27 protein-coding genes are annotated in these 22,837 nt (G+C 68.6%); 21 read left to right on the plus strand and 6 right to left on the minus strand.

Annotated elements, in window-relative coordinates:
- Nucleotides 1-70 precede the first annotated feature (70 nt).
- Nucleotides 71-628: a YbaK/EbsC family protein gene (locus UK23_RS02155; RefSeq protein WP_045309637.1), complete on the plus strand. Its 558-nt coding sequence runs from the start codon at nt 71-73 to the stop codon at nt 626-628.
- Here UK23_RS02155 and UK23_RS02160 read toward each other — a convergent pair.
- Nucleotides 605-1,672, minus strand: coding sequence for an LOG family protein (locus UK23_RS02160; RefSeq protein WP_045309638.1), 1,068 nt, complete (start codon nt 1,670-1,672; stop codon nt 605-607). The genes UK23_RS02155 and UK23_RS02160 overlap by 24 nt on opposite strands.
- Nucleotides 1,673-1,801: 129 nt before the next feature.
- Between UK23_RS02160 and UK23_RS02165 the strand changes: the two genes are divergently transcribed.
- The 8 genes from UK23_RS02165 (at nt 1,802) to UK23_RS02200 (ending at nt 7,282) form a co-directional block, all read left to right on the plus strand.
- Complete coding sequence (locus tag UK23_RS02165) at nt 1,802-2,776, plus strand: aminotransferase class III-fold pyridoxal phosphate-dependent enzyme (RefSeq protein ID WP_045309639.1); 975 nt, start codon at nt 1,802-1,804, stop codon at nt 2,774-2,776.
- A gap of 55 nt (nt 2,777-2,831) precedes the next feature.
- On the plus strand, nt 2,832-3,263 hold the full coding sequence (locus tag UK23_RS02170) for a hypothetical protein (protein WP_156212674.1): 432 nt from the start codon (nt 2,832-2,834) through the stop codon (nt 3,261-3,263).
- A complete protein-coding gene (locus UK23_RS02175; protein ID WP_156212676.1) occupies nt 3,260-3,667 on the plus strand; it encodes a hypothetical protein in 408 nt (135 codons plus the stop codon). The genes UK23_RS02170 and UK23_RS02175 overlap by 4 nt, the downstream gene beginning before the upstream one ends.
- Nucleotides 3,668-3,752: 85 nt before the next feature.
- Entirely contained in the window at nt 3,753-4,271 is a 519-nt protein-coding gene (locus UK23_RS02180) for a putative T7SS-secreted protein (RefSeq protein ID WP_052684298.1), read from the plus strand.
- Nucleotides 4,268-5,065, plus strand: a complete 798-nt coding sequence (locus UK23_RS02185) for a hypothetical protein (protein WP_052684299.1) — start codon at nt 4,268-4,270, stop codon at nt 5,063-5,065. The genes UK23_RS02180 and UK23_RS02185 overlap by 4 nt, the downstream gene beginning before the upstream one ends.
- Nucleotides 5,062-6,414, plus strand: coding sequence for a lipase family protein (locus tag UK23_RS02190; RefSeq protein WP_045309643.1), 1,353 nt, complete (start codon nt 5,062-5,064; stop codon nt 6,412-6,414). The genes UK23_RS02185 and UK23_RS02190 overlap by 4 nt, the downstream gene beginning before the upstream one ends.
- On the plus strand, nt 6,411-6,872 hold the full coding sequence (locus UK23_RS02195) for a hypothetical protein (protein WP_045309644.1): 462 nt from the start codon (nt 6,411-6,413) through the stop codon (nt 6,870-6,872). The genes UK23_RS02190 and UK23_RS02195 overlap by 4 nt, the downstream gene beginning before the upstream one ends.
- 8 nt (nt 6,873-6,880) lie before the next feature.
- Nucleotides 6,881-7,282, plus strand: coding sequence for a YbaB/EbfC family nucleoid-associated protein (locus UK23_RS02200; protein WP_196777585.1), 402 nt, complete (start codon nt 6,881-6,883; stop codon nt 7,280-7,282).
- 1 nt (nt 7,283) lies between these two features.
- Here the strand turns inward: UK23_RS02200 and purU are convergent, their stop codons facing one another.
- From purU to UK23_RS02220, 4 genes are read right to left on the minus strand one after another with little or no spacing between them, the layout of a single operon-like run.
- The gene (purU, locus tag UK23_RS02205) at nt 7,284-8,135 is read right to left on the minus strand and encodes a formyltetrahydrofolate deformylase (RefSeq protein ID WP_330769809.1); all 852 of its coding nucleotides are present in this window, start codon (nt 8,133-8,135) and stop codon (nt 7,284-7,286) included.
- Nucleotides 8,136-8,171: 36 nt separating this feature from the next.
- The gene (locus UK23_RS02210) at nt 8,172-8,897 is read right to left on the minus strand and encodes a maleylpyruvate isomerase N-terminal domain-containing protein (RefSeq protein WP_231114345.1); all 726 of its coding nucleotides are present in this window, start codon (nt 8,895-8,897) and stop codon (nt 8,172-8,174) included.
- A 10-nt stretch (nt 8,898-8,907) separates the two neighbouring features.
- Complete coding sequence (locus tag UK23_RS02215) at nt 8,908-9,714, minus strand: hypothetical protein (RefSeq protein ID WP_045309646.1); 807 nt, start codon at nt 9,712-9,714, stop codon at nt 8,908-8,910.
- On the minus strand, nt 9,693-10,181 hold the full coding sequence (locus UK23_RS02220) for a DUF2505 domain-containing protein (protein WP_045309647.1): 489 nt from the start codon (nt 10,179-10,181) through the stop codon (nt 9,693-9,695). The genes UK23_RS02215 and UK23_RS02220 overlap by 22 nt, the downstream gene beginning before the upstream one ends.
- Here UK23_RS02220 and UK23_RS02225 point away from each other — a divergent pair.
- Both UK23_RS02225 and UK23_RS02230 read left to right on the plus strand, forming a co-directional pair.
- Entirely contained in the window at nt 10,180-11,280 is a 1,101-nt protein-coding gene (locus UK23_RS02225) for a UDP-N-acetylmuramate dehydrogenase (protein ID WP_045309648.1), read from the plus strand. The genes UK23_RS02220 and UK23_RS02225 overlap by 2 nt on opposite strands.
- Nucleotides 11,281-11,358: 78 nt before the next feature.
- Nucleotides 11,359-12,372 carry a hypothetical protein gene (locus UK23_RS02230; RefSeq protein ID WP_045309649.1) on the plus strand — a complete coding sequence of 338 codons (1,014 nt, stop codon included), beginning with the start codon at nt 11,359-11,361 and terminating at the stop codon, nt 12,370-12,372.
- On the opposite strand, the gene UK23_RS02235 is transcribed toward UK23_RS02230, so the two are convergent.
- Nucleotides 12,326-13,057 carry an SDR family NAD(P)-dependent oxidoreductase gene (locus UK23_RS02235; RefSeq protein ID WP_045309650.1) on the minus strand — a complete coding sequence of 244 codons (732 nt, stop codon included), beginning with the start codon at nt 13,055-13,057 and terminating at the stop codon, nt 12,326-12,328. The two genes, UK23_RS02230 and UK23_RS02235, sit on opposite strands and share 47 nt — an antisense overlap.
- A 93-nt stretch (nt 13,058-13,150) precedes the next feature.
- Between UK23_RS02235 and UK23_RS02240 the strand changes: the two genes are divergently transcribed.
- From UK23_RS02240 to UK23_RS02285, 10 genes are all read left to right on the plus strand, one after another.
- Complete coding sequence (locus UK23_RS02240) at nt 13,151-14,290, plus strand: L,D-transpeptidase (RefSeq protein ID WP_045309651.1); 1,140 nt, start codon at nt 13,151-13,153, stop codon at nt 14,288-14,290.
- A gap of 43 nt (nt 14,291-14,333) precedes the next feature.
- The gene (locus UK23_RS02245) at nt 14,334-15,098 is read left to right on the plus strand and encodes an alpha/beta fold hydrolase (protein ID WP_045309652.1); all 765 of its coding nucleotides are present in this window, start codon (nt 14,334-14,336) and stop codon (nt 15,096-15,098) included.
- Complete coding sequence (gene mshA / locus UK23_RS02250; RefSeq protein ID WP_082114352.1) at nt 15,095-16,342, plus strand: D-inositol-3-phosphate glycosyltransferase; 1,248 nt, start codon at nt 15,095-15,097, stop codon at nt 16,340-16,342. The genes UK23_RS02245 and mshA overlap by 4 nt, the downstream gene beginning before the upstream one ends.
- Nucleotides 16,339-16,818, plus strand: a complete 480-nt coding sequence (locus tag UK23_RS02255) for a YbjN domain-containing protein (RefSeq protein ID WP_045309654.1) — start codon at nt 16,339-16,341, stop codon at nt 16,816-16,818. Before mshA ends, UK23_RS02255 begins: the two co-directional genes overlap by 4 nt.
- Before the next feature lie 49 nt (nt 16,819-16,867).
- The gene (locus UK23_RS02260; RefSeq protein WP_045309655.1) at nt 16,868-17,731 is read left to right on the plus strand and encodes a DUF4349 domain-containing protein; all 864 of its coding nucleotides are present in this window, start codon (nt 16,868-16,870) and stop codon (nt 17,729-17,731) included.
- A gap of 399 nt (nt 17,732-18,130) precedes the next feature.
- Entirely contained in the window at nt 18,131-19,696 is a 1,566-nt protein-coding gene (locus UK23_RS02265; RefSeq protein WP_045309656.1) for a 4-coumarate--CoA ligase family protein, read from the plus strand.
- Nucleotides 19,697-19,900: 204 nt separating this feature from the next.
- A complete protein-coding gene (locus UK23_RS51200; RefSeq protein WP_156212678.1) occupies nt 19,901-20,047 on the plus strand; it encodes a hypothetical protein in 147 nt (48 codons plus the stop codon).
- A 5-nt stretch (nt 20,048-20,052) separates the two neighbouring features.
- Nucleotides 20,053-20,799 carry a phosphoglyceromutase gene (locus UK23_RS02275; protein WP_045309658.1) on the plus strand — a complete coding sequence of 249 codons (747 nt, stop codon included), beginning with the start codon at nt 20,053-20,055 and terminating at the stop codon, nt 20,797-20,799.
- Nucleotides 20,800-20,985: 186 nt separating this feature from the next.
- Nucleotides 20,986-22,155: a sensor histidine kinase gene (locus UK23_RS02280; protein WP_045309659.1), complete on the plus strand. Its 1,170-nt coding sequence runs from the start codon at nt 20,986-20,988 to the stop codon at nt 22,153-22,155.
- Entirely contained in the window at nt 22,152-22,832 is a 681-nt protein-coding gene (locus UK23_RS02285; RefSeq protein ID WP_030477953.1) for a response regulator transcription factor, read from the plus strand. The genes UK23_RS02280 and UK23_RS02285 overlap by 4 nt, the downstream gene beginning before the upstream one ends.
- Nucleotides 22,833-22,837 lie beyond the last annotated feature (5 nt).

Consider the following 22,837-nt stretch of genomic DNA (forward strand, 5'->3'; position numbering starts at 1 on the left):
TCCGTACTCTCCTGGCGTACGCAAGCGCCCCGCGTGCGGCCGAGCGAGGCGGGGTGGCGCGGCTGGCAGGATGGTCGGTGTGTGGACCATTGCTGGATCGTTGGAACCTTTTCCTGTGCTCTCGCGCCTCGACCTGGTGCCGGCACCGGTTGAGGCCGCGTTGAAGAACTTGGACGGCGCGGACCGTGTCGCCGTCTCGCCGATCGACGCTTCGTTGGCGGACACGGCCGAGTTCTGCGCGCACTACGGTTCGCCGCTGGAAGCATCGGCGAACTGCGTGGTCGTCGCGGGCAAACGGGGCAGCGAGATCCGTTATGCGGCCTGCATGGTGCTGGCGACCATGCGCGCGGACGTGAACGGCGTGATCCGCAAGCGCCTCAACGCGCGCAAGGCGTCGTTCGCGCCGATGGACGAGGCCGTGGCGTTGACGGGCATGGAGTACGGCGGCATCACGCCCATCGGCGTGCCCGCGGACTGGCCGATCCTGGTGTCGCCGGAGGTGGCCGCCGCCCCCGAACTGGTCGTGGGCAGCGGCATCAGGGCAAGCAAGATCCTCATCCCCGGCGACGTGCTGATGAAGCTGCCCGGCGCCGAGGTCCTGGACCTAGCTCGCGTACTTGACCAGTAGCTCGATCGCCTCGTCGACGTCGTCGGTCACGAGGATCCACTGTTCGGCTTCGCGGCCCTGCGCGAGCTTCTGCACGAGCGGCGCGGCCGGCACCTCGTCGGTCCAGAAGGCCTTGCCCAGGAACACCATGGGCGCGGCCGGGCCGACGCTGCCGTAGTAGTTCTGCGTGAAGTCCTGGAAGACCTCCTGGACGGTGCCCGCCTTGCCCGGCGTGTAGATGATTCCGCCGGTCGCGACGGTCAGCAGGCCCTCCTCGCGCACCGAGTTCGCGAAGTACTTGGCGTGCAGCTCGCAGGCCGGGTTGGGCGGCTCGTGGCCGTAGAACCAGGTCGGGATGCCGATCGTGCGCGGCGTCTCGAAGCTCGGAACCTCGGGGAACGCCGCGAGCCACCTGCCGATCGACTCGTCGTCGTGGCCGAACGACGGCGCTTGGGCGAGTGTGTTGAGCACGTCTTTGTCGGCTTCGCCGAGGCGGACACCCAGCGGCACGGCCTCCATCGCGCCCGGACCACCGCCGGTGAGCACGGTGAAGCCCGATCTGCCCAGCGCGGCACCGAGTTCGACGGCGTTGCGGTAGCCGTCCGAGCCGCGGGCCAGCGCGTGGCCGCCCATGACCGCGATCGGCGAGCCCGTCAGCGTCTCGTCGAGGGCCTCGGTGATCGAGTGGTCGTGCAGCCGTTCGGCCAGCGCGTGCAACGGGTCCGGGTGGTGGCCCTGCTGCTTGCTGTGCTTGTAGATCACCGCGTCCGGGGTGTCGGCGTACGACTTCGGGTTCGCCGGGTCGAAGCCCGCGAAGAGCTCCCGCGGCGTGTAGAGCTTCGACCGGTACACCTCGTAGGGCAAGTCCGGGATGACCGGGAAGATCAACGCTCCCGCCGCGTCGGCCCGTCGCTGCATCGTCTCGCTCAGCGTGCAGCCGAGCAGCAGTGCCCCGTCGATCGGCACCCGCACGTCCTCGCGAGTCAGGTCCAGCCCGATGATGACGGCTTTGCGCAGGTCAGGCTCTGCCCGCAGCTGCTCGAGGTCGGTGATTTCGATCCGCACGAGAAAAAGCCTATGCCTCGGGCGAACCAACGTGCCGTGGAATCCGAATGAGTAGTGGGAACTACAGGTCCGCTCGCCACCCCCGACGAGCGGCCTCGGGCCGCGCTGCCCAGGAAAGGTTCCCCCGCAATGGCTACCGAACTGCTGACCGGCTGCGCCGCCCGTGGTGCCCGAGTGGTGGATCCCCACCGCGTCGAGTACCTGGACTGCGGCGGCTACGGAGTTCCCCTGCTCGGCCACGCCCACCCGGCCGTGGTGCAGGCGGTGGTCGGCCAGGTGCGCCGGCCGTCACTGCTGGACCGCCTCATGCTCGACCTGGTCACCCCCAACGGCCTCGACCACATTCACACCTTCCCGTCAGCTTCCGAAGCCGCCCAGTTCGCCGTGGCTCTCGCACAGGCCAACGGCCGCCCGCGAGTGTTGACGACAGGTGAAGTCCCGTACGGCGGCATCGACTCGTTGCGCGCCGTCCTGGCCTCCGGACCTCCAGCGTGCGTGCTCGTCGAACCCGTCCGCGGCGTGTCCTTCCCGCCGGACGGCTACCTGCGCGCGATCTCCGAAGTCTGCCGCGAGCAGAACGCTTTGATGATCCTCGACGAAACGCGCACGGGCCTCGGGCGCCTCGGCGTCTGGTGGGGCTGTGACATCGATGGCGTGACCCCGGACATCCTGCTGGTCGGCGAAGGCCTGTCCGGCGGCGTGCTCCCGATCGCTGCCGTCGTGGCCACGGCCGACGTCGAGGTGCCGTTGTGGCGCGGCCCGGAAGAGGTCTCACCGCTTGCCTCGGCCGCCGTCAACGCCTGCCTGCGCGTCACCGCCTCCGAAGGCCTGGTCGAACGCGCTTCGTTGCTGGGCGACGAACTGCTGTACGGCTTCCGGGCAGTCGTGGCGGGCAAGGCGCACGCAACCGGACGCGGTCTGCTGCTCGGCGTCGAACTGCCGGACAAGCGCGCGGCCGACATCTTCACCGGCGAGCTGCTGCGTTCCCGTGTGCTGGCCGACTTCCGGGGCCGGACGGTGAGCTTCACGCCTCCTGCCGTCATGTCGGCCGCGGACGCCGGGTGGCTGGTCGAGGCCGTGGGCAGGGCCGCGGCCAAGATCTGACGTTCGCCCGGCACGCGCCGCGGCCTCCTGCCAAGATTCACGCAGGGGGTGCGCGGTGCGTCTTGTCGTCCTAGTCCTGGCAGTGCTGCTGATGTCTGGCTGCAACCTGTTCGAGGCCTACGACCCGGCGATCAACGCGACCGGCAAGCAGGTCGTCGCCGAGTGGAAGCAGCGTCCGGAGGTCGCCGCGGCGCAGTTCGAGTACAGGCACGGCCTCGACGCCGGTGGCCATCTTCGTCTCGAGGTCATGCTGAAGGCGGAAGCGATCACCGACGCGGTCCTCGACGAGATCGTGGAGATCGCCCGCAAGGACTGCTGGCTCGGCACCCCGTACGACTGCTATGCGACCTACGTCATTTACACGACCGATGACCCGCCCTACGCGGACAAGCCGGGAACCGGCAAATGGGTGCGTCAGGGCGAGGTCGAGCTGACGGCCGACATGGAGGCCAGCTACGGCCCGCGCCCGGCGAGGCCGACCAAATGAGGCGCCTCGCGGTGGTCCTGCTCGCGTTCGTCCTGGCCGGCTGCGGGACGAGCGACGACACGGTCGAGGACCTGGGCGATCGCATCGAGTCCGATCTGCAGGCCGAGGACGGCGTCTCCGCCGTGGTGGTGGAGTACAGGTCCGATCTGGACTACCGCCAGCACCTGAGCGTGACCGCCACCGCCCGAGACCAGGACGTGGTGTCCAGGGCGCTGGAGATCGTGAAGCGCGACTACTGGACCGGAACCGGCCGCCGGGTCGAGTTCACCATCGACTTCACCTCCCGGAGCGCTGGTGGCTCGGTGCGCAAGAACGAGATCAGGTTCGAGCTCGGGGACGTCGTGGAGATGGAGCGCAAGTACGGGCCGCGTTCGGAAGCCGGTGAGCTCGAACCGGGCCGCTGAGTAGTTCCGCTCATCTTGTCCGGTTCGCTGTGCGGGCCGTCTCCCCGTCGTGGTTTGCTCTTGCGCGACTGAACGGGGGCTGAGGGTGTACGGGAATCCGGACGAGCTGGACCGCATCGCGGGCGAGATCGAGAAGCGCGCCGAGTCGGTCCGCACGCACGGCACGGACATGAACGACCGCGCGCGTGCCATGCAGTGGAAGTCGGTGGCGGCGGACCGCTGTCGCGACACCGTCGACGGAGACAAGCGCAAGCTGTTCGAGGCCGCGGAAGGCCTGGACACAGCCGCGGCCGTGCTGCGGCAGCACGCGCAGCAGGTCCGCGAGATGATCGCGGCGATCAAGCGGATCGCGGAGGCCGTCGTTGGCTGGTTCAACAGTGCGATCGACACCTTCAACCGCGCTGTCGACGCGTTCAACAACGCCGTGAAGGACATCGCGAACGGCGTCGCCGACGCGCTCGGTTTCGGTGGTGGAAACCCGCCGCAGCCGCCCCAGCCACCGTGGAACGGCTGGAAGTGGGGGCCGGACAACCTGCCTCCACACGGCGACAAGGCGTGGCTCGAGGTCGGCGACTACCTGCGCGGCCAGGGAGTGCCCGCGTGACCCCGGCACCGCACCGGCTGATCCTGTCCGCCGGAGAATTCGCTTACCTGGTCGAGAAAACGGGCGTCGACCTGCCGCCGGACTGGATGCCCGCGGACGACGTCCAGATCGGACCCGCCGAGGCGGGCCTCACCAAGAAGCGGGTCGTGACCGGCGTGGGTGACGAGGCCGAGGTCCACCCGTCGGTCGAGCGCAACCTCCAGATCCTTGCCGGGCCAACGGTTCTGCTCGACACCATCGCGTCCATCGGTGACAAGAGCTCGCACAGCGTCCACGCCGTCAACGGCCCGTTGGGCGCTTCGCTGTTCGCGTTGGGCGAAGGTGCGGTCGAACTGTCCATGTTCGCCTCCGTCGACCTGGGCAAGGAACTGATCCGCGCCGTCCCTGCCGCAGACCCCGCCGGCGCAAGCCTGGAGTCGCGGCTCGGTGGAGGCTCGGCGCAGCCGCTCGAAGGCCGTTTGCCACTGGAGGCATTGCAGGAGATGGGCGCGGCCAGGCTGTTCCGCGCCGCCGACCCGGAAGCCCCGGCAGCCGTGGTCGACGCGCTGAAGCTCACCGGCGACGAGGCAGCGCTGGCGCGCGACGTCGCCGAGCAGGCCGACGGCGCCCTGCGCTGCCTGGTCATCTGGGCCAGCGGAACGTCCCAGGTCAACTGGCTGCACACGGCGGGAGGCTGGAGCGGCCTCGACCCGGACCCGGACGGCTCCGACCGTCGCATGGTGCGCGTCGAACCGGCCGCACGTGAAGATCTGGGCACCTGGGTGGCGCCCGCAGTGGCGGGAGCACTCGGATGACGGTCAAGAACATCGAGGTCTCGGGCGGTGCCGGCGGCTTCGACGCCAAGTACGAGGACCTCGCCAAGATGGGCGACCTCACCGCCGACGTCGCCGGCGACACCCTCAAGACCGCCGCCGCGGGCCACAAGTTCCTGGTCGAACCGGACGTGCTGGCCTCCTCACTGCTCAACCCCGGTGGCGTGGTGAAGTTCGAGGCGGCCATGGCGGTCGCGCTCGACGGCCCGAACGGCCTCAGCGCCACCTCGGCCGGCATCGGGCTGCGCGGCGAAGCTTTGAAAGCCACCCGCATCGCCTACGAGATGGCCGACGAGCTGGCCGCGAAGGGCCTGGACGCGGGCCGGTGGTTCGCGGGCCTCGCGGTGGCCACGAACCCGCTGGGTGCCGCTGTGATCGGCGGTGGGGCGATCGCGACCGACGTCTACCTGAACTACGACGGCGACTGGGAGAAGTGGCTGGTCAATCACCCGGGCATGGTGGACAACCTGGTCGGCATGACGCCAGGGATGCTCAGCGCGCTGGGTATCCCGATGGACCTCGCCACCAGCTTGGACCTCCTGGCGGCAACGTACCCGGACAGCGACGCCAAGGTGAGTGACTCGCGGATCTCGAACCCGGACGAACCGAAGAACCTGGGTGACCTCCTGGACGGCTTGGCCAGGCGCAACGACTCCAAGGCGCATGAAAGTGGCCAGGACCCCGATCCGGCCAACCTCGACGTCCAGATCATCCGGGACGCGAACGGCAAGGTGACCGGTTACGTGGTCGACGTCCCCGGCACCAAAGAGTGGAACGCGCCGTTCACGACGAACGGTGCGAATGACCTCGGTACCAACGTCGACGCGATGGCGGGTAACAACACCGTGCTGCAGAAGGGCATCGAGGAAGCGCTGCGCAGAGCAGGGGCGCAGGACACCGGTGCGCCAGTCATGCTCGTCGGCCACAGCCAGGGAGGCATCGTCGCCGCACAGTCGACTACTGACCTCGTCGCTCATGGATACAACGTGACGCACGTGCTCACCGCTGGATCTCCGGTCGGCCGGATCGACGTCCCCGGCAACGTGCAGGTGCTGTCGCTGGAAAACCGCAACGACATCGTTCCGCGCCTCGACGCGTCCGAGAACCCCGACACCCCGAACCGCACCACGGTTCAGTTCGACAACCAGCAGAACTCGGTCGCTGGAAACCACAAGATCGAGGGCAACTACGCGGGCGTCGCTCACGAGCTCGACAACGGTGGAAACCCGTCGGTTCAGCGGTACAAGGACGGTCTGGGTGCCTTCACGGGTGGCAGCTCGTCCGAGATGCACACCTATCGCGTTGATCGTGAAGGCGAGACGAAGAAATGACCCGGTTGCGCGCAGTGGTCGCGTTGTACGCGCTCGTCCTGCTGGCGGGATGCCAGAGGGGGCCAACCGAGACGGAAAAGCTCGACAGCACCAACAACGAGCTGGGCAAGAAGATCGTCGCGGACTGGCAGGCGGTGTCGGGGGTTGCTGCCGCCAAGTACGACTACCACCGCACGGTCAGCACCATGGGCCTTGGTTTTGATGCAGCGTTGAAGCCGGAGTCGGCGTCGGACACGCTGGTTCAGGAACTCGTCGAGATCGCCAAACGCGATTACTGGCAAAGCACTGCGGACATCCCACTCGCAGCGGCGATTTTCCGTTCCGGCGAGCTTCCTGAAACTCCGGTCAAAGATAAGTCGATCATCATGTTCGACGGTCCGATCAAGATTGACATGTACGACAAGGCGCAGGTGGCCGAGATGAACGCGAAGTACGGTCCGAAGCCGGAGAAGAAATGAGCAGCTCGATGACCCCCGACGAATGGCTCGCCGACTTCGAGGCCAAGACGGCCGAGCTCCAGCGCAACGCCGCCAAGTTCCGCCGCAACCTCGAGTCCGCGGGCACGACCGTGACGAGCGAGGACAAGGCCGTCACCGTCACGGTCGCCTCGAACGGCGCGCTGCTCGACCTGAAGATCGAGGGCAACACCGAGCTGTCCGCGAAGATCATGGAGCTCACCAGGACCGCGCGCGAGCAGGCCGCGTCGAACGTGCTCGGCGAGTTCCGCCAGGTCGTCGGCAGCCACGCGAACGAGCTGGACGCGGACGTGTCGGTGCCCGCACCACCCGCACCCGAGCAGCAGAAGAAGGCCGTGCAGCCGGAAGAGGACTTCAGCGAGACGGCTGTCTACCGCAAGGACGGCTGGTAGCTCAGAAGATCACCGTCTGGTTGCCGTGCACGAGCACGCGGTCCTCCAGGTGCCACCGCAGACCGCGTGCGAGCACCACCTTCTCGATGTCCCGGCCCTTGCGCACCATGTCCGCCACCGAGTCGCCGTGGTGCACGCGCAGCACGTCCTGCTCGATGATCGGGCCCGCGTCGAGGTCGGCCGTCACGTAGTGGCACGTGGCGCCGACGAGCTTCACGCCGCGCCGGTGCGCCTGGTGGTACGGGCGGGCGCCGATGAACGACGGCAGGAAGCTGTGGTGGATGTTGATCGTGCGGCCGGACCACGCGGCGCACAGCTCCGGCGGCAGGATCTGCATGAAGCGCGCCAGCACCACGGCGTGCGGGTCGTGCTTGTCGACCAGCTGACGCAACTGGGCGAACGCGGCCTGCTTGCCCTCCGGGTCGTTCACCGGGAACGGCACGTGGTGGAACGGGATGCCGTGGGCGCGCGTGATGTCGCCGAGCTCCGGATGGTTCGCGATCACGGCCGACACCTCGACGTCCAGTTCGCCCGTCGAGACGCGGGCGAGCAGGTCGTAGAGGCAGTGGCCCTCACGAGACGCCAGGATCACCACGCGCTTGCGGACGCCCGTGTCGGTCACCGTCCACGTCGACTGCGCGCCCAGACCTGAAGCGACCTCCGCGAACTGCGTGCGCAGCTCGTCCACACCGAACGGCAGGGAGTCCGCGCGGACTTCCTGGCGCGTGAAGAACCAGCCCGTCTCCGGGTCGGTGTGGTAGGCGGCCTCGACGATCCAGCCGCCGTTGTCCGCGAGGAACGAGGAGATCCTCGCGATGATGCCGGTGCGGTCCGGGCAGCCGAAGGTGATCACATAGCGACGCTCAGGCGATGACACCGGCTGAAGTATTCACGGCCTGGGCAGCGCCGCCAACAGGGACTCGTCCCCTGAGACGATCGCGTGGTTCGGACGCGCGTAGACGGCTCGGTAGACCGCGTCCGCCCCGCCCGCGAGTGTGGCGTCGGCGTCGAATGCCGAGTCGTGCACGTCGGTGACGACCAGCGGCTTGCCCTCGGCCAGCGTGACGTCCCACGCGCGGCCCGCGTCGGCGGCGTGCACCAGGATCCGCCCGGTTGCCGAGACTGGAGCACCCAGCTCGATCCGGCGCGCCACCAGCACGGTCAGGTACTCGTCGATGCCGTCCGCCGCGAACTCGGGGTCGAACACCAGTGCCGGCAGCTCGTGACCGATCGCGAGCTCGGCGTCCAGGCGGTGGATCGACGTCTCGTGCGCCTGCCTGCGTGACCAGAAGGCGGCGCGGGAGGAGTGGTCGAACGTCCACGCGGGACGATCGGCAGGAGTCTCGCGCAACCGCTCCAGCAGCAACGAAAGGCCGGTGTCCCACCAGGAAAGGGCCTCGTCGAAGTCACGTGGGGCCTTCACCCACTCCGGCCGGCCGGCCTCGGGCGCGGTGACGACGGCCTGCGCCGCCCACGTGTGCACCTCGGCCATGTGCCGCACCAGCTTCAGCACTGTCCACTCAGGACAGGAAGGAACCGGTGCGTCCGCGCCTGCCTTGAGGGCGGCCGAACGCATCAACGAAGCCTGGGTCTCGATCTGCGCGACGTAGTCCACAGACTCAACACTAGGGCGCGACGGCCGCCCATTCGAGCGAGATTTCACCGAGCCGCCAACGACGACGGTCGTCCACGACCGGCCAGCCGCGTTCGGTGAGCAGCCGCGCCGACTCCACCCACCGCGCACGAGGCCCGAACGGGGCGAACGGCGCCGCGGTGGCCCAGCACGCGTCCAGCTCTGCCAGCAGTGCGTGCACCCGTTCGCCCGGCACGTTCTTGTGGATCAACGCCTTGGGCAGCCTCTCCGCGAGATCGGAAGGCACCTCGATCCCGGACGGCTTGCACGCCAGCGTGAACGTCTGCGGCCCGTCCGAGTTCAACGTGACCCACGTGCATCGACGGCCGATCTCGTCACACGTGCCCTCGATCACGAGCCCGCCGGGAGCCATCCGCGAGAGCATCGTGTCCCACGCCTCGAACGACTGCTCCTCGGTGTACTGCCGCAGCACGTTGAAGGCGCGCAACAACACCGGCCGCGCACCGGCCAGTTCGAACCCACCGCGCCGGAAGTCCAGCCAGGGCGGATCGGCGACCGCCTTGCCCGCGTCGACCCGCTCCTGATCGATCTCCAGCCCGAGCACGCGCACATCAGGCCGCACGGCACGCAGCCGCGCGGCCATCTCGACGGTGGTGATCGGCGTGGCCCCGTACCCGAGGTCGACCACGAGCGGGTCGGCCGCGTCCAGCAGGAACGACGACAGCGTTCCGGTCATCCACCGGTCGACCCGGCGCAGGCGGTTCGGGTTGGTCGTGCCGCGCGTCGGCAGGCCGAGCGCGCGGGCCCGGCCGGCCGCTAGCCGCGGTTTGCGAGCCATTCCGACGTGAACTCGCTCTCCTTGTTCAGCAGCACCACGACCTGCTCGGCGATCAGCTTCTCGAGCTTGCCGCCCATGAGCGGGATGCTGACCTTGACCTCCCCCACGAGGGTGGTCTTGGAGCCGGCGCCGTTGTCCGTGATGGTGAACGAACCGTCCAGCCGGCCGGGCACGCCGTTGATCGTCACCTCGACCGTGCCGGCGCCCGCCGCCCAGTTCTCGACCCGCTGGATCACCAGGTCGCCGCCGAGCAGCGACTTGGCGATCGACGGCAGGTGCTCCGCTGGCACGCCCTGCTTGAGCTGGTACGACGTCTTGCCGTTCGCGCTGGAGAACGTCATGAGCTCGGCGTCGTTGCCCCCGATCGAGGCCAGCCGGTCGCGCAGATAGGTCTCGTCGACCAACGCGCCGAAGACCTTCTCCGCCGAATGGGGTGACGTGGTGTGGTGCTCGATGCGGCGTGCCATGTCGCGGAGGCTACCGTTGACGCCTGTGACCACCACGCAGTCCGTACCTCTGGCCGAGCGCACCACGCTCCGACTCGGTGGCCCGGCCGCGCGGTTCGTCCACGCCACGACCGCCGCTGAGCTGGTCGAAGCCGTGCGAACAGCCGACGCCGCCGCCGACGAGAAGGTCCTCGTGCTCGGCGGCGGGTCGAACCTCGTGATCTCCGACGGCGGCTTCGACGGCACCGTCGTGCAGGTCGGCACCAAGGGTTTCCGGCTCGACCCGCTGGGCGGCGGGATCGTCCAGTTCACCGTCGAGGCAGGCGAGGAGTGGGACGCGGTCGTCGCCGAGGCGGTCGCGCAGGGCCTCGGCGGGCTCGAGTGCCTGTCCGGCATCCCCGGCCTCAACGGCGCCACGCCGGTGCAGAACGTCGGCGCGTACGGCGTCGAGATCTCCCAGGTGCTGCAGTCGGTGGATCTTCTGGACCGGCGCAGCGGCAAGGTGCACCAGGTGCCCGCAGCCAAGCTGGGCCTCGACTACCGCACCTCCGTGCTCAAGGGCACGGACAGCGCGGTCGTGCTGCGCACCAGGTTCTCGCTGACCGCCGGCGGCATGTCCGCGCCGATCCGCTACGCCGAGCTGGCACGTGTTCTCGGTGTGCAGCAAGGTGATCGCGTTCCTGCCGACGAGGCCCGCAAGGCCGTGCTGGAGCTGCGCCGCGGTAAGGGCATGGTGCTCGACGCCACGGACCACGACACGTGGAGCGCCGGCTCGTTCTTCACCAACCCGATCATCGACGACGCGACGTTCACGAGCGTGCTGATCCGCATCGCCGAACGCCTCGGCCACGACGTGAACGTGCCGACCTACCCCGCGGGCAACGGCCAGAAGAAGCTCTCCGCCGCCTGGCTGATCGAACGGGCAGGCTTCCACAAGGGCCATCAGGGGCCCGGTGGCCGGGTGTCGTTGTCCAGCAAGCACACCCTGGCCCTGACGAACCGCGGCGGCGCCTCCACCGAGGACCTGCTCGACCTGGCGCGCGAGGTGCGCGACGGCGTAAGGGCGGCCTTCGGAGTCGAACTGCACCCGGAACCGGTCTTCGTAGGCGTTCAGCTGTAGGTCTGTCCGGGTGACTCCATGTGACGAACCGTGACGCGGCGTGTTTCATGGATGTATAGGGGCGGAACGGAGGTCGCCATGAGCTACCTCGACGAAGCCGCGCTGGCGGTCATCAGGCCGATCAAGCGCATGGTCGAAGACGAGTTCCTCACCCGGCCGGGCGTGATCGGCGTCGACATCGGCGAGAAGTACACCGCCGGACGCCCGACCGGTAAGGCCGCGATCGTGGTCTACGTGTGCGCCAAGGGGCCGCAGCACCCGCAGCAGATCCCCGCGGAGGTCGGCGGCGTCCCGACCGACGTCGTCGCCGAGTCGATCGTGCTGCACCGCGCACGGATCACCCGCGCGTCGGACGAGCAACCCGTTGTGGCGGAACGGCATCCGATCCTGCGCGGCGGCATCGGCATCGGCCCGGCGCGGTCGTTCCGGGTCGTGCCGCCCGAGGTCGAGAAGGCGGGCGAGTACGTGATCGCCGGCACGCTCGGCGCGTTCGTGATCACCAGGACCGACCCCCGCAAAGTGCTGGGGCTCACCACTTTCCACGTCGGCTGCGTCGACGACTCGTGGGCGGTGGGCGACGAGTTCGTGCATCCGTCCAGAGTGGACGGTGGTGTGCCGGGCGCCGACGAGATCGCGGTCCTGGACCGCGCGGCACTCGCCGGATCGGTCAGTGCGGCCGGCCTGAAGATGGGCGCGAGGCCGTTCCGCGCGGAGGTCGTGGACGTCGGTGCGATCACCGGCGCCGCGCAGGCCACCATCGGCTCGACAGTGCGCAAGCGCGGCCGCACCACCGGGCTCACCTACGGCGTGATCGTCTCGACGGACGCGACGCTGCGACTCGACTTCGGCGACGGGATCGGAGTGCGGACGTTGCGCGACCAGATCCGCGTGCACTCGTCGGAACGCTTCGGCGACCACGGGGACAGCGGCGCGGTGCTCGTCGACGCCGACAACCGCGTCGTGGGCCTGTACGTCGCCGGATCGGGCTCAACGGGATTCGCGAACCCCATCGAGCCCGTCCTGCGTCAGCTGGACGTGGAGCTGCTCACCCGCGGTGTGCCCGAGTCGCGGAGGCCTGAGCCCGCGGCTTGAGCACGATCGTGTCCAGGTTCACGTGCGACGGCCGGGTGACCGCGAACGCGATCACGTCCGCCACGTCGTCGGCGACCAACGGCGTGATGTTCTCGTAGACCTTGGCCGCGCGCTCGGTGTCGCCGCCGAACCGGTTGGCGGAGAAGTCCGTCTCGACCATGCCCGGCTGGATCTCGGTGATCCGCACCGGCTGACCCAGCAGCTCGCCCCTCAGCGTGCGGTGGAGCGCCGACTGGGCGTGCTTGGCGCTCGTGTACCCGGAGCCGTTGTCGTAGGCCTCGTACGCGGCGATGGACGTCACGGAGACGATGTGCCCGTCGCCGGACGCGATCAGCTTCGGGATGAACGCCTTGGTCACCAGCAGGGTGCCGAGGACGTTCGCCTCCCACATCCAGCGCCACTCGGCCGGATCACCCTCGGCCACGGTCGACAGCCCGCGCGCACCGCCCGCGTTGTTCACGAGGACGTGAGCTTCGGGTACCCCGTCCGCGAACGCCGCGACGGAGGCCTCGTCGGTGACGTCCAACTCCAGGGCCGTCCCGTCGATCTCCTTCGCGATAACGTGGAGACGGTCCAGGCGACGTGCGCCGAGCACGACGTGGAACCCCTCGGAGGCGAGTCTCCGGGCGGTGGCCTCGCCGATGCCCGCGCTGGCTCCGGTCACTACTGCGACAGGTCGATTCACGACCCTGATCGTAGGCGGCCGAATCGGGTGTGACCGACGTCACTCGCACCCGAGGGTCCTGCTGCACGTCCACCATGGTGGGAGGTCGAAACCGTGAAGAGAACACTTGTCGCGCTGGTCGCCGGACTGACGCTGCTGACCGGATGCTCGAGTGTCGAGGCGGGGTCACCGAAGGCGGACAGCTCGCTGCCGTCCGCGAAGGTCACCCTGACCCCGGTTGATGGCACCAAGGACGTGCAGGTCACGACGCAGGCCCAGGTGGCCGTGGTGGACGGCAAGATCGAGTCCGTCGCGCTGAAGTCGCCAGAGGGCAAGGACGTCAAGGGCACGCTCACCGAGGACAAGTCGGGCTGGACCAGTGCCGAGCCGCTGGGTTACGGCAAGACGTACACGTACTCCGGCAAGGCGATCGGCACCGACGGCAAGCCGGTCGAGCTCAAGGGCTCGTTCACCACGGTCGCGCCCGGTTCGCAGACCCGCGCGACGCTCTGGCCGGGCGACGGCCAGACGGTCGGCGTCGCGGCGCCGATCATGGTCAAGTTCGAGGCTCCGGTCGAGGACAAGGCCACCGTCGAGAAGGCCCTCAAGGTCACCAACTCGGCGAACATCACCGGCACGTGGGCCTGGCTCAACGCCCAGGAAGTGCACTACCGGCCGGAGAAGTACTGGCCCGCGAACACCACGATCAAGGTCGAGGCCAAGCTCTACGGCGTGAACTACGGCGGCGGCGCGTTCGGCAAGGCCGACGTGACCAGCGATTTCACCATCGGCCGCAACCAGGTCGTGAAGATCGACAACCCGACGCACCAGCTCGTGGTCATGCGTGACGGCCAGCAGGTCGCCTCGTACCCGGCGTCGTTCGGCCTGGACAACGACGCGGAGCGCACCACGCCCAACGGCACGTTCGTGGTCATGTCGAAGAACGACACGTTCTCGTTCGACAACCCCCGCTACGGCTACACCAACGTCGTGAAGAAGTGGGCCGTCCGGTTCTCGAACCACGGCGAGTTCATCCACGAGAACAACGACAACGCGGGCAACATCGGCAAGAACAACACCTCGCACGGCTGCGCGAACCTGCTGGAAGCCGACGCCAAGGCCTACTACGACTCGGCGATGATCGGTGACCCGGTCGAGGTGACCGGCTCCATCACGACGCTGCCGGCGCAGTACGACTGGTACGACTGGCAGATCCCGTGGGACCAGTGGAAGAGCAAGTCCGCGGCGAAGTAGGACCAACGGGAATTCGTCCCCCGACCAGGTCGTTTGCACGTGTGTGCACTTGACACACGTGACGGCGGCCGGCGGGGGACGACTGGCCGTCCGTGAGGCAGGACCGCCAGACGCGCCGCCGGTGGTGCTCATCCACGGCTGGGCGCAGACGGGTGCGGTCTGGGACCTGCCCGGTTTCCGGACTTACGCCGTCGACCTGCGAGGACACGGCGAGTCCGACGACTTCGGCGACTACCGCGATTCCGCCGGCTGGGCCGCGGACCTCGACGCCGTTCTTGATCACACCGGGCCCGCGACCGTCGTCGGATGGTCCTACGGCGGGCTCGTCATCGCCGACCACCTCCGCTTCCACGGCACCGCGAAGATCAACGCGCTGGTGTTCGTGAGCGCGATCACCGAGATCGGCCGCGGCCGCCCGGGAGGCGCCACCGGCCCCGTGATGCGCGCCGCACTGCCCGCCGCCATCTCCGACGACGAGGCGATGGCCGACTTCTGCCGGGCCATGGCACCCGCTCTACCTGCTGAGACGGTCGCCGAACTCACAGCCTCTGCGACGTCCGTGAGCCATAAAGTGCGAGGTGAGCTGTTCCGCAGGGATGTGGGCAGCGCTGACGTGTTGACCGCTGTCGACGTGCCGACCCTCGTAGTGCACGGAACTCAAGACGAGGTGGTGGCCCCTGCCGCCGCCGAGTACTCCGCCGCCCTGATCCCCGGAGCCGAGTTGAGCCTGTACCCCGACACCGCGCACGCGCCCTTCCTGGAGCGGCCCGCGCAGTTCCTCTCCGACCTGAAGCGGGTGGTCCGGTGAAGCGAGTAGCGGTGCTCTCGGTCCACACCTCGCCGCTGGAGCAGCCGGGGACCGGGGACGCGGGCGGCATGAACGTCTACATCGTGCAGACGGCCACGCGGATGGCTCAGCGGGGCGTCGAGGTGGAGATCTTCACCCGTGCCACGTCGTCGGAGCTGCCGCCGGTCGCCGAGCTGGCGCCGGGCGTGCGCGTCCGGCACATCGCGGCCGGGCCGTTCGAGGGCCTGGGCAAGGAGGAGCTGCCCGGTCAGCTCTGCGCGTTCACGGCGGGTGTCTTACGCGCCGAGGCACGCCACGAGCCCGGCTACTACGACGCGATCCACTCGCACTACTGGCTGTCCGGGCAGGTGGGCTGGCTCGCGCGGGAACGCTGGGGCGTGCCGTTGGTGCACACCGCGCACACGCTGGCCAAGGTCAAGAACCTGGCGCTGGCCGAGGGGGACGCGCCGGAGCCGCGGATGCGCGTGATCGGCGAGGAGCAGGTGGTCAACGAGTCGGACCGGCTCGTCGCCAACACCGACATCGAGGCCAGCGAGCTGATCAAGCTCTACGACGCTGAACCGTCCAAGGTCGCCGTGGTGCCTCCCGGTGTCGACCTGGACAGGTTCACGCCAGGAGACCGCGCGAAGGCACGGCAGTGGTTCGGGATTCCGCAGGACGCGACCGTGCTGGCGTTCGTCGGCCGGATCCAGCCGCTGAAGGCTCCTGATGTGCTGCTGCGCGCGGCCGCCGAGATGCTGGTGCGCGATCCGGGGCTGCGCTCGAAGCTGGTCGTGCTGATCGTCGGCGGGCCCTCGGGATCCGGCACCGAACGCCCGAAAGCGCTCGAAGAACTGGCCGTGCAGCTGGGGATCACGGACGTGGTCCGGTTCCTGCCGCCGCAGCCGGGACCGACACTGGCCGAGGTCTACCGGGCCGCAGACCTGGTGGCGGTGCCGAGCTACAACGAGTCGTTCGGGCTGGTCGCGCTGGAGGCCCAGGCGTGCGGAACGCCGGTGATCGCGGCAGCCGTCGGCGGGTTGCCGGTGGCGGTCAACGACGGGGTGTCCGGGGTTCTTGTGCACGGGCACGAACCGGACGCGTGGGCTGCTGCGATCGGCTCAGTGGCACTGCCGCAGAGGGAGCACCTGGCGAGCAACGCCGTGGGGCATGCGCGACGCTTCTCGTGGGACCGCACGACTGACGCCCTGCTGGCGGGGTATCAAGAGGCGGCAGAGGTGTTCCGCCGGGAGGTTTTCATTTGAGTCTGGACAGCGTGATCAAGTCCTTTTTGGACGAACGTGAGCTGAAGTACGACCGTCGTGAGCCCGGCAAGTTCTTCGTGACGCTGCCGGGGACCAAGAAGCTGCAGACCAACGTCTGGCTGATGGAGACGGCGCACGCGCTGGTCGTCGAGGCGTTCGTGTGCCGGCGTCCCGACCAGTCGTTCGAGGACGTCTACCGGTTCCTGTTGCGGCGCAACGCCCGGCTCTACGGCGTGCACTACACGATCGACGCCGAGGGTGACATCTACCTGGTCGGACGGGTCGGCAAGCACGCCGTGACCGCGGACGAGCTGGACCGCTTGCTCGGCCAGGTGCTGGAGGCGGCCGACGGCGACTTCAACCCGTTGCTGGAGATCGGGTTCGCGGACGCGATCCGGCGGGAGTGGGCGTGGCGGGTGTCGCGCGGTGAGTCGCTCGCGAACCTGCAGGCCTTCCAACATCTCGTTTCGGACTAGTTCGGATCTCGTCGGCAACCCCTGGTCTGCCCGGAGCCGTCTGATCGGCATGGGCAGACCAGTGCTGTGGGTGGGAGTCGCGTTGCTGGCCCTGGTGACCGCTGGGTGCAGCAACTCGAAGGAATCGAGCGGGTCGGCGGCGTACGACGCCGCCACGCCGCAGGTGGCGAAGGAGAACGTCGCGCCACAGAAGCCGGGGCAGGAGAACGCACCTGCACCGGCGGCCGTGCAGCCGGTGCAGCAGCAGGAACGTCAGCTGGTGCGCACGGCCACCGTCGACCTGGTCAGCGACAACGTGCTGAAGGCCATCGGCGAGGTGAAGGACCGGGCGCAGGCCGTTGGCGGGTTCGCGGGGCAGGAGAACTCGACCGAGCAGCGCGGGTCGGTGACCGTGCGCGTGCCGTCGGCCGACCTGGATCGGATCGTGGGGGACCTCAAGCGCATCGGGAAGGTGACGCGCAGCGAGGTGCGCAGTGAGGACGTCACCGACCAGCTGGTCGACACCGAGGCCCGCATCGCGACGCAGAAGGCCAGCGTGGAGCGGCTGCGGGTGCTGTTCGACCGTGCCGGGACGACGGCGGAGATCGCGCAGATCGAAAGCGAGCTGACCAAGCGGCAGGCCGAGCTCGAGTCGATGCAGCGACGCGCGGAGTCGTTGAAGGGCAAGGTGGCTCTGGCGACACTGACGGTGCAGGTCAGCACCACTCCGATCGCTCCGCCGGAACCGGAGAAGGCCGGATTCGCCGGTGCGTTCCTCGGCGGGTGGGACGCGCTCGTCGAGGTGCTCAGGGGGATCACCGTGGTGATCGGCGCGCTGCTGCCGTTCCTGCTGGTGCTCGCGCTGCCCGTGGCGGGAGTGATCTACGTGCTGCGGCGCCGGAAGCGTGTCACCCGAACGAACGAAGCAGCCTGATCAAGATCTACTCAGAGTGGTCCTTTGTGATGCGCGGAACGGCTCGGGAGAGAGGGGGAGTCGCATCGAGCCGTCCCGCGTCAAAGGTCCCCGCTGCAGTGGATCCGTGGACGGGGGGAGCCTGCGGATCCCAAGCGGGCCACGCGATTCGACGGGGGATGACGAACCGCGCTCGGTGCCTCGCGCTCGTCCAGTAAGCGTGGGAGCCGACTCGCGGAGGCGGTATCAACTTCTCAGATACATCATTGCGTTCACAAGTGCTTGTATTACTCCATTCGAGTGTATTTAGGCGCGCTAAGTAACGTATCTGTAGCGATCGAGCGGTCCTTGACCTGTTCAGTGGGCTGGCTCACGATGAGCCCACAGGCTGGGTGTACAGCGAGTGAATGAGGTCGCCGCATGGTCTTTCGCAGTCCGTTCCCCGACGTCGAGATCCCTGACGTGTCGCTGCACCAGCTGTTGTTCGGCGACATCGCCGACCGTGCGGACCGGGTTGCGCTGATCGACGGCATGTCCGGCGCGTCGCTCACGTACGGGCAGCTCGCCGGGGCCATCGACCGCATGGCCGCCGCACTCGCGGCGCGCGGCATCGGCAAGGGCGACGTGGTCGGCATCCTCAGCCCGAACACGCCGTACTACGCCGTTGTCTTCCACGGCATCCTGCGCGCGGGCGCCACGGCGACCACGATCAACGCGCTCTACACGCCCGACGAGGTCGCGCACCAGTTGCACGACGCGGGCGCGAAGATGCTGTTCACGGTGTCCGTGCTGCTGCCGAACGCCGCCCCGGGCGCCGCGAAGGCCGGCGTCACGGACGTCGTCGTGCTGGACGGCGCCGAGGGTTACCCGTCGCTGGGCGAGCTGCTGGCGAACGACCACCCGGTGCCGGAGGTGTCGATCAATCCGGCCGAGGACATCGCCGTGCTGCCGTACTCGTCCGGCACGACCGCGCTGCCCAAGGGTGTGATGCTGACGCACCGCAACCTCGTCGCGAATCTCGTGCAATGCGGCCCAATTCTTTCGGATGTGGGTCCGCACACGCGAATTCTTGCGGTTCTGCCGTTCTTCCACATTTACGGCATGCAGGTCCTGATGAACAACGGCCTGTACATCGGCGGTGTGGTCGTGACGCTGCCGAAGTTCGAGCTGCCCGAGTTCCTCCGCGTGATCGCCGAGCACAAGACCGACCGCGTCTACATCGCGCCGCCGGTCGCCGTCGCGTTGGCCAAGCACCCGATCGTCGACAAGTACGACCTGTCCGCGATGAAGATGCTCTTCTCCGGCGCGGCGCCGCTGGACGAGGACCTGGCCGACGCCGTGAAGAAGCGCATCGGCTGCAAGATCGCGCAGGGCTACGGCATGACCGAGATGTCGCCGGTCAGCCACGCCATCCCGGACGGCCGCGAGGACATCTCGATCGGCACCGTCGGCGTGATCATCCCCAACCTGGAGTGCCGCCTGGTCGACCCCGCCACGGGCGAGGACGTCGGCGTGGGCGAGCGCGGCGAGCTCTGGTGCAAGGGCCCGAACATCATGAAGGGCTACCTGAACAACGCCGAGGCCACCGCCGCCACCATCGACGACGACGGCTGGCTGCACACCGGCGACGTGGCGGTCATCGACGCCGACGGCGTCGTCTCGATCGTCGACCGCGTCAAGGAACTGATCAAGTACAAGGGCTACCAGGTCCCGCCGGCCGAGCTCGAAGCCGTGCTGCTGACCCACGCCGAGATCGCCGACGCGGCGGTCATCGGCGTGCGCGACGCGGACGGCGAGGAGGTCCCGAAGGCGTTCGTGGTGCGGCAGGCCGACTCGTCCCTGGACGCCGACGCGGTGATGGCGTTCGTGGCCGCGCACGTGGCGCCGCACAAGAAGGTCCGCGTGGTGGAGTTCATCGAGGCGATCCCGAAGTCGGCCGCCGGCAAGATCCTCCGGAAGGACCTCAGGGCACGCGAACAGGCCTGAGCAGCGAAGCTCGGAGTGTGCTGGCCAGCCAGTCGCGACAGCGATCGGCTGGCCAGCCGATCATCTGCAACACGTGCGGCGAGAGCGTGGTCGTTAGCACGTCCGCCACACGGTCGGCGTCGAGCTCCTCACGCACCTCGCTCGTTCCAACCAGTGCCTCCGCGAGCGTCAGGCAGTTGGCGCGCATGGCCTGCTCGCCCTCGGGTGACCGACCTCGACCGCAGCATCGGCTGGCTGCTTGTCCTCAACGACCCGGACGGCATGGAGATCCACGTCTGCGCCGACCAGGAACATGGCGTGGATCACGGTGACCGGCCGGGGTACGGCAGGAGGGTCGGCATGGCAGGCTAGCTGCCATGTCTGTCGGAACCTTGGTGCTGCTCCGCCACGGCGAGAGCACGTGGAACGCGGAGAACCTGTTCACCGGATGGGTGGACGTTCCCCTGTCGGAGAAGGGCGAGCGGGAGGCCCGCCGCGGCGGCCAGCTGCTGCGCGAAGCCGGTGTGCTGCCGGAGATCCTGCACACCAGCCTGATGCGCCGGGCGATCATGACTGCCAACCTGGCGCTCGACGCCGCCGACCGGCACTGGATCCCGGTCCGCCGCGACTGGCGCCTCAACGAGCGTCACTACGGCGCGTTGCAGGGCAAGAACAAGAAGCAGACGCTGGAGGAGTTCGGCGAGGAGCAGTTCATGCTCTGGCGCCGGTCCTACGACACCCCGCCGCCGCCCATCGAGCCCGGCAGCGAGTACTCCCAGGACACCGACCCGCGCTACGCGGACCTCGGCCCCGACCTGCCGCTGACCGAGTGCCTGCTCGACGTCGTGAAGCGCATGCTCCCGTACTGGGACGAGGCGATCGTGCCGGACCTGCGCACCGGCAAGACCGTGCTCGTGGCCGCGCACGGCAACTCGCTGCGCGCGCTCGTGAAGCACCTCGACGGCATCTCGGACGAGGCCATCGCGGGCCTGAACATCCCCACCGGCATCCCGCTGCGCTACGACCTCGACGAGGACCTCAAGCCGCTCAAGCCGGGCGGCGAATACCTCGACCCGGACGCCGCCAAGGACGCCATCGCGGCCGTCGCGAACCAGGGTCGCTGAACGTCACGCGGGGGCCTTTCGTTTGGCTGAAGCAAACGAAAGGCCCCCGCGTGCAATAGAAGCATCACGGTTGGGTGAACAGGGTCTGACCAGGGCGGGAACAACCGTCCACTCAGGTGTCGCGGGCGTCACGGTTCACGCTCACGTACTAGGCCAGGACACCGGAGAGATGCTTACCATTCGCCCGTGACCACAACGGGTTACCTCGCTGTGTCGATCGGCCTCGCGCTCATCGGCGTGATCGCCGCTTTCTTCGTTGGCAGGTTCACCGCTCCCCGCCGCCCGAAGGCCCCCGAGGGGCTGACGGTCGCGGACCTCATGCAGCGGATCGTCCAGGACTCCCACGACGGCATCGTGGTGCTGAACCACTTCGGTGACGTCGTGCTGCACAACCCGAGAGCAGAAGAGCTCGGGGTCGTCCGCAACAACCGCGTCGACGACCGCGCGCGCAAGGCCGCGGAGGCCGTCCGCAACAGCAACGAGGTCGTCTACGTCGACGTCTCGCCGCCGGAGGGCACCAAGGGCCGCCAGCCCGCCGCGGTGCACGCCGAAGTCCGGTTGCTCACCGAGGGCTTCACGGTCGTGGACGCGAGCGACGAGTCCGAGGCCGTGCGGCTGGAGAAGACGCGCCGCGACTTCGTGGCCAACGTCAGCCACGAGCTCAAGACCCCGGTCGGCGCCCTCGCACTGCTCGCGGAGGCCGTGCTGGACGCGAGCGACGACCAGGACGAGGTCCGGCGGTTCAGCGCGAAGATCATGCAGGAGGCGACCCGCCTCGGCGTGCTCGTCACCGAGCTGATCGCGCTGTCCCGTCTGCAGGGCGCGGAGAAGCTGCCAGAGCTGTCCGACACCGAGATCGACGTCGTGATCAACGAGGCGCTGTCGCGGTCCAAGCTCGCCGCCGAGTCGGTCAACATCTCGATCACCACCGACGAGCCGAGCGGCTTCGTCGTGCCAGGTGACCGGTCGTTGCTGGTCACGGCGCTGACGAACCTCCTGGACAACGCTGTGGCGTACTCGCCGCCCGGCAGTCCGGTGAGCGTGAGCCGCCGCCTGGTGGACGGGCACGTCGAGATCGCCGTCACCGACCGCGGCATCGGCATCGCCGAAGACCAGCAGGGCCGGGTTTTCGAGCGGTTCTACCGCGTGGACAAGGCTCGATCGCGCGCGACCGGAGGCACCGGTCTCGGGCTCGCGATCGTCAAGCACGTCGCCGCCAACCACGGCGGCGAGGTGAAGCTGTGGAGCCTGCCAGGAACGGGTTCCACCTTCACGCTGCGGCTGCCGGCCGCGGCGACCGAGCCCAACCCGACTCTCGTGCCGACTGGTGCGGGTGACTCAGGAGGAGAGCTGTGACCAGGGTGCTCATCGTGGAGGACGAGGAGTCCTTCGCCGATCCGCTCGCCTTCCTGCTGCGCAAGGAGGGGTTCACCGCGGCGCTCGCGGCCACCGGCCAGGAGGCGCTGGAGGAGTTCGACCGCAACGGCGCCGACATCGTGCTGCTCGACCTCATGCTCCCCGGCATGAGCGGCACGGACGTCTGCAAGCAGCTGCGGCAGCGCTCCGCCGTCCCCGTGATCATGGTGACGGCGCGCGACAGCGAGATCGACAAGGTCGTGGGCCTCGAACTCGGCGCCGACGACTACGTCACCAAGCCGTACTCGGCCCGTGAGCTCATCGCCCGCATCCGCGCGGTGCTGCGCCGCGGCGGCGAGTCCGAGGACCTGCTCCCGCAGATCCTCGAGGCCGGTCCGGTGCGGATGGACGTGGAACGCCACGTCGTCACCGTCGCAGGTCAGGACATCAGCCTGCCGCTCAAGGAGTTCGACCTCCTCGAGTACCTGCTGCGCAACGTCGGCCGGGTGCTCACCCGCGGTCAGCTGATCGACCGGGTGTGGGGCGCGGACTACGTCGGTGACACGAAGACGCTGGACGTGCACGTCAAGCGGCTGCGCTCGAAGATCGAACCGGACCCGTCGGCTCCGCGGCACCTGGTGACCGTGAGGGGTCTCGGTTACAAGTTCGAGTCCTGACGGAC

This window comes from Lentzea aerocolonigenes, assembly GCF_000955955.1.
GTDB classification, from domain to species: Bacteria; Actinomycetota; Actinomycetes; order Mycobacteriales; family Pseudonocardiaceae; genus Lentzea; species Lentzea aerocolonigenes_A.